Source organism: Staphylococcus sp. 191, assembly GCF_011174885.1.
Lineage (GTDB): Bacteria > Bacillota > Bacilli > Staphylococcales > Staphylococcaceae > Staphylococcus > Staphylococcus coagulans.
In genome coordinates, this window is record NZ_PNRJ01000035.1 from 1 (window position 1) to 345 (window position 345).

Annotated in this window: 1 rRNA gene; it reads left to right on the forward strand. The window is 52.8% G+C overall.

Annotated features, from left to right (window positions below):
* Positions 1-345 (forward strand): 23S ribosomal RNA (locus C1H58_RS12075); the annotation flags it as partial.

Here is a 345-nt window from a genome sequence, read left to right on the forward strand (position 1 = left end):
CATATTACCGAAGCTGTGGATTGTCCGTAGGACAATGGTAGGAGAGCGTTCTAAGGGCGTTGAAGCATGATCGCAAGGACATGTGGAGCGCTTAGAAGTGAGAATGCCGGTGTGAGTAGCGAAAGACGGGTGAGAATCCCGTCCACCGATTGACTAAGGTTTCCAGAGGAAGGCTCGTCCGCTCTGGGTTAGTCGGGTCCTAAGCTGAGGCCGACAGGCGTAGGCGATGGATAACAGGTTGATATTCCTGTACCACCAATATTCGTTTTAAGCGATGGGGGGGACGCAGTAGGATAGGCGAAGCGTGCTGTTGGAGTGCACGTCCAAGCAGTGAGATTGAGTGTT